Origin of the sequence: Acinetobacter sp. UBA3025, assembly GCF_002367915.1 — a bacterium.
Taxonomy (GTDB): Bacteria; Pseudomonadota; Gammaproteobacteria; order Pseudomonadales; family Moraxellaceae; genus Acinetobacter.
In genome coordinates this window covers 1-8,718 of record NZ_DFDO01000174.1, presented here as the reverse complement: position 1 = coordinate 8,718, position 8,718 = coordinate 1, and the positions used below count along the sequence as shown (strand labels likewise).

Below are 8,718 nucleotides of genomic sequence, written 5' to 3'. Positions count from 1 at the left end.
AAAAGCTAGAGTTAGGGTAATACTTGGTAATTACCCTAACTCTAGCTTTTTTAAGATGAGTATCTACATGAATATAGACGTAAAACAGGGAGAAAAGATTCTTAATGTGGGGAGGGGATGGTGTACTACAGGAGAAATTTAGACTCTCTAGGGCGTTGGTTATTTATACTATCTTTTATTAGCTAACAACCTATTGAGAAGTAAATGTAAACATATACTGAATTCCCTATCTCTTATGTAACTATTACACACATAGGTTTAAACATGAGAGATTCAATTAATCAGGCAAAACTTACACTTGAGATTGAGAACTTTTTAAAACGCTTAAAAAGAGAACGTACAAAATGGGATGGATTCTATTCACAGCTTACAGATCTATTATTAGACTTTGATGATATATACGACCCTGATGAGGAATACACGGGTTATCTTCAGTTCTTTGCTATTCTCAGATATGACTTACAGAGAATAGATTCTGATTATTTTGATCTTAAGGATGAATTGAAAATGATTGGATATAGAGAATTGAGATTACAGTTTTTGGAATTATCTAAGTCTTTCGAAAGAGACTATTCGATTATTGAAAAGCAAAAGGATGAAAATAAAGCTGAGTTGAGGAAATACTGTGAATCGATTATCGATAAATATAGTCGGGTATTAGTGATACGTGTGGATTTGGGTTATCTGCAAGAATATTCTGGTCGAATTAGAGTTGATGATATTTATAATGATTTGGATGTGCTTCTTAATCGTATCCAAAATAAAGATGGTATATTTAAGCATGTGATCGGATATATATGGGGAATAGAACAAGGAGGTAGAAGTAAAGGTTTTCATTGTCATTTAGCAATTATTTATGATACTGCTTATCGTGATGGAAGTGCAGTATATTGGGGGAATAAAATTATCGCGCTTTGGAGTAAGATTACTCGAGATTATGGTCAAGGCTATAATTGTTGGGACCGCGAACGCGTAAAGGAACTTCGAAGTAGAGGTGAGCTAGGGATCGGTTTGATTTATCGTCGAGATTCAGCCCAAGTAGCAAATTTTATTAGAGCAATGGAATATATTGCTGATCATCACAAACGTACTCCTCAATACTTACGCGTTAAGCCAAGAGGACGAAGAGTATTTGGTAAAGGTCAGTTAAGAGCGCAGTATGATAGACGCTAAATGAAAATAATCTCAGATATACATTATCTAGATGAAAACGAGGTTTTAAATACTTTGCAAGGCTTACCAGTCGGTGAGCCTTTGTCATTTCTAGAGGTATATATTATGAGTTTAAATTGTCCTTATTGTTTTTCCGATCAGGTTATTCAAGTGGTTAATCAGCAGGTGAGTGGGTCTGATTCTACAGGTCTAGCCGCATCTGCATCGTTCGCAACTATCGGTGCAACCATTTCAAAGGGTTTACCTTTGCCTGTATCACCACTGCTTGGCGGGCTTGCAGGTGCAGTCATTGGTGGCCTATTCAGTAGTGTGTTTGATGAGCCTAAAAAGCCGATCACGCTGACGTATTACCATTGCAACCACTGTCAGCAAAACTTTCGTTGAATCATCATAGGAGATAAGAACGATGGCACATCAAATCGAACAAATCGCCTATGTTGGCGAAACCCCTTGGCATGGTCTCGGTAATCAACTAAGTCCGAATCAACCACTCGAAGTATGGGCACAGCAAGCCGGGATGGACTGGCGGATTGAATCCTCGAACGTCAGCTATATGGCACAAAATGAACGTGGTCAGAGCATTATCATGCCATTTGAAGAGCAGCGTGTCTTGTATCGTTCAGATACCCATGCACCTTTATCTGTAGTCAGTCAGCGTTATCAGGAAGTTCAGCCTAAAGAGATTCTGGAGTTCTACCGGGATCTGACTGAACAATCAGGCTTTGAGCTAGAAACTGCGGGGGTGCTGAAAGGTGGGAAGAAGTTCTGGGCTTTGGCACGTACCGGGCAAAGCACTGCATTAAAGTCTAAGGATGTCAGTAATGGTTATATCTTGCTGGCTACTGCGTGTGACGGCACGTTGGCAACGACGGCACAATTCACAAGTATCCGGGTGGTCTGTAACAACACTTTAGCCATTGCTCTACGTGGACAGAGCAGTAGTGCAGGTGTAGTGAAGGTTCCACATAGTACCAAGTTTGATGCAGAGAAAGTGAAGCAGCAATTGGGTATTTCAGTTCGTGCCTGGGATGAGCACATGTATGAAATGAAACAGCTCACACAGCGTAAGGTGAGTCAGCAGGAAGCAAGAGCCTACTTTGATGCGGTGTTCAATAACAGTACCATGTCAATTTCTGACCCTGAAGAAAATATCATCCAGTTCTACCGCAATGTCGCGCAGCAAGTTCAGGAGAAAAAGCCTGAACCCAATGGTCGTGCTATGAATAAAGCTTTAGAGATGTTCAATGGTCAGGGGCGTGGTGCTGACCTGTCATCAGCCAAAGATACCGCTTATGGCTTACTGTGTTCGATCACAGAATTTGTTGATCATGAACGACGTGCCATGAGTACCGACCATCGACTAGACTCAGCTTGGTTCGGTGCAGGTGCTGGTGTGAAACAACAAGGATTGGATCAAGCCCTTGCTTTGATCGCCTGAAATTAACTTGCTCACTTATGTCGAAATCAGGTCACCCCAAACAAATGCTAGCCTTAGCACTCATGTAACCCCTCTCAATTAAAACAGCAAACAAATCGCCATACCCGACCTCGTGTCGGGTATGGCTTTTTTATGCATTTCTTTTACAGAGATCAGAACTTATAAGGATAATTCCATGAATCAAATTGTATCTATTTCCCATCAGCCTACGACTGTAGCATCAAAGATCGTAGTCAATCCAACTGTCACGACTAAACGCTCAACAGCAGCCAAGCGATTGGTTAATACCAAAGGGATGGAATATCAGGACTGGCTTGAAGTTCGTAAGCAAGGTATCGGTAGCAGTGATGCCGCGACTGCTTGTGGTCTTAATCCCTACATGTCGATGCTTGAACTGTGGCTAATCAAAACGGGCCGTCAAGCTCAGTCTATTGAAGATCAAAGCTCAGGTGTAGCACCGCTGTATTGGGGCAAGCAGCTGGAACCTTTAGTGGCAGAGTTCTATAGCATGCACACCAATAACAAGGTGCGACGGATCAATGCAGTACTTCAGCATCCTGATCCCGATAAACACTTTATGTTAGCCAATCTGGATTACAGCGTAGTCGGCAGCGATGAAGTCCAAATTTTGGAATGCAAAACAGCAGGTGAGCATGGAGCAAAATTGTGGCATGATGGTGTGCCTTTATATGTGCTTTGTCAGGTACAACATCAACTGGCGGTGACTGGTAAACAGGCAGCGCATGTTTGTGTCTTGATCTGTGGGCATGAAACCAAGATCTTCAAAGTGACACGATCAGAATCGGTGATTGAACATATTGTTCAAGCAGAACGATATTTCTGGGAATGCGTGGAAAAGGATACACCACCATCCGTGGATGCAAGTGAATCCGCAGCTAAAGCGATTCAACAACTTTATCCAGCGCATGTACCTTTAACCGTAGAGGATCTCTCGCAAAATGAAAATGCCAATTTGATGTTCGACCAGCTCATCAAAATGAAGGAAGAGATTCAGCATAAGCAGGAACGCTTTGACCAGCTTAAACATGAAATCCAGATGATGATGCAAGACAAGGAAAGGGCAGTCTTTGCTCATGGCTCAGTAGTCTGGAAGAAAGCCAAGGATTCTATCAGTCTCAATACCAAAGCATTGCTTCAGCACCAGCCTGAACTCATCGAGCTTTACCCACTTGAAAAGCAGGGAAGTCGTCGATTCAACATCTATACCGACTAAGCCCTATCAACAGTACCAAATCAAAAATTCACAAAAATCGCTCCCCGCTCTCTACCCTTCGGTAGAGAGCAAATCGGTCGCGATCTCTGTAGCACTTTATCTGGCTCTACATTCTTTGGGTAACTTATTTGGTCCTTGTTCTGACCTACATACATAGACCCAAATTTGTAACGTAATACATTAAGGAATATCAACATGATTAAAGGTTTAGCAATTACCCCTCCCATACTGGGACGTATCAGTATCGGTCGGATGATCGAAAAGAACGGCAAACGCCTACCGGAAAAGGATGACCAGTTCACCATTACTTCCCAGCTTCAAAGCAAAGAAGGCTGGATCAAACATCCATTAGATGATCAGCTTCGAACCAATACTCCCAATCAAAAGCTACGCTCAATCCCCGTCAGAATGATTTTCAATGATCCTGATCTGAACTTACGCGCTGAATACACCTTATTTGACCGACAGACCGGACGGCCCGTGTGTGTCGGTAATGGAGAAACCTGCCAACGTTTAACTAATCAAGGAGTCGAGCAACATCCCTGTCCATCGCCAGATTTATGTCCTCTGGCTCAAGGTGGGAACTGCAAGCCTTATGGGCGTTTGCATGTGAACTTGGATGAGTCAGATGAATTTGGAACTTTTATCTTTAGAACTACAGGCTTTAACAGTATTCGGACTTTGGCTGCACGGCTGAGTTATTACCATGCAGCATCAAATGGTTTGTTGTCATGCCTCCCATTGCAGCTGATATTGCGGGGCAAAAGTACGACACAGAGTTACCGTCAGCCAGTGTATTACGTAGATCTAACTTTAAGGGAGGGTATTAGCCTAAATGAGGCCATTATTCAGGCGAAGCAGATTGATGAACAGAGCAAGCAGGCTGGGTTTTATCAGGAAGCTTTAGACTTTACCGCAAGGAAGGGTTTTGGGAATGGAAGGATGGATGTGGATATGGAGGAAAGCTTGGAGGTAATTGAGGAGTTTTATCAGCCTGTTGAAGGTCAGCAGATTGAGGAGAATCAGACTGAATTTAATATTCAGCAGGGATTGAAAGGATCAGTGACGGCTTTGAATTAAATCAAATAGGATAAAATCTTACGGGATTGCCGTATCTCATGAGCGAGTTGCTCGAAATCATGAGATAGGAGTAAACATCATGAATGCCTTTGTAGGTCAGACTTTTCAGATGAACCAATTTATTAGCATCAAACAAGTCGTAAATTTTGTTGGTGTGGGGCGTTCCACCATCTATGAAATGATGGATGAGAACTCACCTTATTATGATCCTACTTTTCCGAAGAAAGTAAAAATCACCAAGAACCGTATCGGCTGGTCAGCTTATGAGATCAATCAATGGATTGAAAGTAAGTTGGCGAGTCGAGAATAAGGGATGCTCTTAGCTCCCTTATTTTTTTGTTTTCTTGTAGACTGAAAGTGTCTTTTAGCCTAAGTGTCCGTAATGAAAACAATAGACTACTACAATAAATATGCAATTGAGTTTACGGTCTCAACTTTTAAAGTTGATATGGAAAGCCTGTATCAACCATTTTTAGCTGAGTTACCTGAAGGTGCTCGGATTCTTGATGTTGGATGTGGCTCAGGTCGTGACACATTAGCTTTTAAAAATAAAGGCTATAAGGTTGATGCAATTGATTATTCGATAGAACTTGTAAAAAGAGCGACTCAACTTACTGGTGTCCGAGTTCAACTAATGAGCTTTTATGAGATTGATGAGCATGGGATTTATGATGGAGTCTGGGCATGTGCCTCATTATTGCACTGTGAACGTAGTCGTTTAGCTGAAGTCGTTGCAAGATTAATAGGAGTGTTGAAACCAAATGGCACGCTATATATGTCATTTAAGTACGGCAATAGTGACCGAAAAAAAGATGGAAGGGCTTTTACTGATTTAGAAGAGGCCCAGTCAAAAGCATTACTTCTGGTCTTTGATGATGTTGAGCAAATTCAGCAATGGATTACGGTAGATCAGCGACCTGATCGACAAGAAAAATGGCTCAATTTACTTTGGAAAAAATATGTTTGACTTTATTCCTACGGCGCAGGTACAGCTTAAGTTCCTTAAAAATATTCAGCTGATTTTGCAGTCGGGTAGTTTTAGCAGTACCTATAAGTTTGCGTTACTTATTAGTCTGAGCCGATTGGCGATTGAAAAAGGTGAAGGCGCAGGCGAGAGCTTAGCCCTTGAATATACCGATATTGCTGAGAAGTTTATTGAACTGTATTGGAAACAAGCAGTGCCATATACCTTTAATGATCAGGGAAAACTGATCTTAAATCAGAACAATGGTAAGCAAGCTGCCATTGTGAATCGAATCATTGAACTTCGGCAGAAGTATTCATCTCTCGGACTTTTAAGACGAGACTCGGAGGTATGGTTAAAGCTGGTTAAAGATGTCGCCCGAACTGTCAAAGAGATGCCTGTGCGGTATCTACAAAATATTAATGGTCAAAATTTTGAGTTTTTATATCAGCTAGATCAATGTGCAAAGCAGCTTATCCTTTTGCCTCAAGTCATGTTCTGCTTAAGACAATTCAGTGAGATCATTGAAGAGCTGTGTCAGAAATGTTGGATTGATTACATCCGTAAGAACAGCAGTAACTCTCCAATCTTGAACCAATTACCGAATCTTGAACAATTCATGTTTGAGCCAAGTCGAAACCAGTTAAATGCGGTAGCAAATGTATTGGTCGAGCTACAGGACTGTAAATGCTTCTACTGCAATAAACCAATGAAAAAGGGTAATTATGCAGTCGATCATTTCATTCCATGGTCTATGTATTCATCGGACACGGGGCATAACTTTGTTTTGGCTGATTCAAGCTGTAATTCGAAGAAAAGTAATCTACTTGCATCACATGAATTTTTGCATAAGTGGAAAGAACGAAATGAAGAACATGATTTGATCATCGTGGATCAAATCTCTGTGCTTGGTTTTTTAACTGATAAAGAACGTTCGCATAAAGTAGCAGAGTGGGCTTATGCTCAGGGGAAAGAAAATAATTATGTAATGTGGAATGGTTGAAAAGGTTAGTTGTTCAAAACAATATGGCTTCGATTAATCATTCTCAAATTACTATTAGCAAAGTTATTTCGCTATAATGTTCAACCCATTAAATACAATCCATTATTTAATGCGTTTTGTATTTTAAACTTTTGATTTTTAAAGGAAGTATTAATGACTAGTACCCAACAACGAGCAGCACTTCATCGCCAAATTTGGCAAATTGCCAACGAAGTTCGTGGGGCGGTTGATGGTTGGGACTTTAAGCAATATGTTTTAGGTGCGTTATTCTATCGTTTTATTTCTGAAAACTTTGCTCATTATATTTCTGGTGGTGATAAAGAGATCAAATATAATGAAATGCCTGATAGTGTCATTATCCCTGAGATTAAAGATGACGCGATAAAAACCAAAGGTTATTTTATTTTACCGAGTCAACTCTTTAGCAATGTCGTAAAGAGTGCCAATAATAATGAAAGCTTGAATACTGACTTAGCCGAAATTTTTTCAGCAATTGAAAGTTCTGCGAATGGTTATCCATCTGAGAAAGATATTAAAGGTTTATTTGCTGATTTCGATACTACCAGTAATCGTCTGGGTAATTCTGTTCCTGAGAAAAACAAACGATTAGCTGCTGTCCTGAAAGGTGTAGCAGAGTTAGATTTTGGTGATGATTTCCAAGACAGCCAAATTGATTTGTTTGGTGATGCTTATGAATTTTTGATCTCTAATTATGCTGCAAATGCAGGTAAATCAGGTGGTGAGTTCTTTACCCCTCAACATGTTTCAAAACTAATTGCCCAGTTAGCAATGCATAATCAAACGCATGTTAATAAAATTTATGACCCGGCTTGCGGTTCAGGTTCTTTGCTTCTACAAGCCAAGAAGCATTTTGATGCACACATTATTGAAGATGGTTTTTTCGGTCAAGAGATCAATCATACGACATATAACTTAGCGCGTATGAATATGTTCTTGCACAATATTAATTACAATAAATTTAATATTCAACTAGGTGATACGCTCCACCATCCACATTTTATTGATGACAAGCCATTTGATGCGATTGTATCGAATCCTCCATATTCAGTGAAATGGATTGGTTCTGATGATCCAACACTCATTAATGATGATAGATTTGCTCCAGCAGGCGTACTTGCGCCAAAGTCTAAAGCTGACTTTGCATTTGTGTTACATGCATTAAGTTATCTATCTGCCAAAGGTCGAGCAGCAATCGTTTGCTTCCCTGGTATTTTTTACCGTGGTGGTGCTGAGCAGAAAATTCGTCAATATTTGGTCGATAACAACTATGTTGAAACAGTCATTTCACTTGCACCGAACCTGTTTTACGGTACGACCATTGCTGTAAATATTTTGGTGTTGTCGAAACATAAGACTGATATGTCTACTCAGTTTATAGATGCAAGTGGTTTGTTTAAAAAAGAGACCAATAACAATATATTGACCGAACAGCATATTGAACAAATCATGCAGGTGTTTGATCGTAAAAATAATGTCGATCATTTTGCTGTGTCAGTTCCTTTTGAGAAGATTAAAGCCAATGATTACAACTTGTCTGTAAGTAGCTATGTTGAAGCTAAAGATACTCGTGAAGTTATCGATATTGTGCAACTGAACACAGAGCTGAAAGTTACTGTAGCTAAAATTGATCAGCTACGGAAAGATATTGATGCAATTGTGGCAGAGATCGAGGGTGAGGCATGAGTTTTTTAGAAAAGTTATTGGCTGATGTCAACGTGGAATTTATGCCTGTCGCTGAAATTGGGGAGTTAGTGCGAGGTAACGGTCTACCTAAAACTGATTTTACTGAATCAGGTATTCCAGCT

At 40.3% G+C, this 8,718-nt stretch carries 9 protein-coding genes; all 9 read left to right on the top strand.

Annotated features, from left to right (window positions below; genetic code table 11):
• Nucleotides 1-264: 264 nt before the first annotated feature.
• The 9 genes from B4J23_RS07380 (at nt 265) to B4J23_RS07340 (ending at nt 8,596) form a co-directional block, all read left to right on the top strand.
• On the top strand, nt 265-1,173 hold the full coding sequence (locus tag B4J23_RS07380) for a YagK/YfjJ domain-containing protein (RefSeq protein ID WP_291359687.1): 909 nt from the start codon (nt 265-267) through the stop codon (nt 1,171-1,173).
• A gap of 105 nt (nt 1,174-1,278) precedes the next feature.
• The gene (locus B4J23_RS07375) at nt 1,279-1,557 is read left to right on the top strand and encodes a hypothetical protein (RefSeq protein ID WP_131273872.1); all 279 of its coding nucleotides are present in this window, start codon (nt 1,279-1,281) and stop codon (nt 1,555-1,557) included.
• A gap of 22 nt (nt 1,558-1,579) precedes the next feature.
• Nucleotides 1,580-2,611, top strand: a complete 1,032-nt coding sequence (locus B4J23_RS07370; RefSeq protein ID WP_291359684.1) for a DUF932 domain-containing protein — start codon at nt 1,580-1,582, stop codon at nt 2,609-2,611.
• A 175-nt stretch (nt 2,612-2,786) separates the two neighbouring features.
• The gene (locus B4J23_RS07365) at nt 2,787-3,845 is read left to right on the top strand and encodes a YqaJ viral recombinase family protein (RefSeq protein ID WP_291359682.1); all 1,059 of its coding nucleotides are present in this window, start codon (nt 2,787-2,789) and stop codon (nt 3,843-3,845) included.
• 195 nt (nt 3,846-4,040) lie between these two features.
• Complete coding sequence (locus tag B4J23_RS07360; RefSeq protein ID WP_180032082.1) at nt 4,041-4,925, top strand: hydrolase or metal-binding protein; 885 nt, start codon at nt 4,041-4,043, stop codon at nt 4,923-4,925.
• A 79-nt stretch (nt 4,926-5,004) separates the two neighbouring features.
• A complete protein-coding gene (locus tag B4J23_RS07355) occupies nt 5,005-5,235 on the top strand; it encodes a helix-turn-helix transcriptional regulator (RefSeq protein ID WP_180032080.1) in 231 nt (76 codons plus the stop codon).
• Nucleotides 5,236-5,307: 72 nt separating this feature from the next.
• A complete protein-coding gene (locus tag B4J23_RS07350; protein ID WP_291359679.1) occupies nt 5,308-5,892 on the top strand; it encodes a class I SAM-dependent methyltransferase in 585 nt (194 codons plus the stop codon).
• The gene (locus B4J23_RS07345; protein WP_291359677.1) at nt 5,885-6,892 is read left to right on the top strand and encodes an HNH endonuclease domain-containing protein; all 1,008 of its coding nucleotides are present in this window, start codon (nt 5,885-5,887) and stop codon (nt 6,890-6,892) included. Before B4J23_RS07350 ends, B4J23_RS07345 begins: the two co-directional genes overlap by 8 nt.
• A 153-nt stretch (nt 6,893-7,045) precedes the next feature.
• Nucleotides 7,046-8,596: a type I restriction-modification system subunit M gene (locus B4J23_RS07340; protein WP_291359675.1), complete on the top strand. Its 1,551-nt coding sequence runs from the start codon at nt 7,046-7,048 to the stop codon at nt 8,594-8,596.
• Nucleotides 8,597-8,718 lie beyond the last annotated feature (122 nt).

What these genes read in the sequence shown, in the direction of transcription:
- B4J23_RS07380 (WP_291359687.1), top strand. Translation starts at nt 265, where the DNA reads ATGAGAGATTCAATTAATCAGGCAAAACTTACACTTGAGATTGAGAAC.
- B4J23_RS07375 (WP_131273872.1), top strand. Translation starts at nt 1,279, where the DNA reads ATGAGTTTAAATTGTCCTTATTGTTTTTCCGATCAGGTTATTCAAGTG.
- B4J23_RS07370 (WP_291359684.1), top strand. Translation starts at nt 1,580, where the DNA reads ATGGCACATCAAATCGAACAAATCGCCTATGTTGGCGAAACCCCTTGG.
- B4J23_RS07365 (WP_291359682.1), top strand. Translation starts at nt 2,787, where the DNA reads ATGAATCAAATTGTATCTATTTCCCATCAGCCTACGACTGTAGCATCA.
- B4J23_RS07360 (WP_180032082.1), top strand. Translation starts at nt 4,041, where the DNA reads ATGATTAAAGGTTTAGCAATTACCCCTCCCATACTGGGACGTATCAGT.
- B4J23_RS07355 (WP_180032080.1), top strand. Translation starts at nt 5,005, where the DNA reads ATGAATGCCTTTGTAGGTCAGACTTTTCAGATGAACCAATTTATTAGC.
- B4J23_RS07350 (WP_291359679.1), top strand. Translation starts at nt 5,308, where the DNA reads ATGAAAACAATAGACTACTACAATAAATATGCAATTGAGTTTACGGTC.
- B4J23_RS07345 (WP_291359677.1), top strand. Translation starts at nt 5,885, where the DNA reads ATGTTTGACTTTATTCCTACGGCGCAGGTACAGCTTAAGTTCCTTAAA.
- B4J23_RS07340 (WP_291359675.1), top strand. Translation starts at nt 7,046, where the DNA reads ATGACTAGTACCCAACAACGAGCAGCACTTCATCGCCAAATTTGGCAA.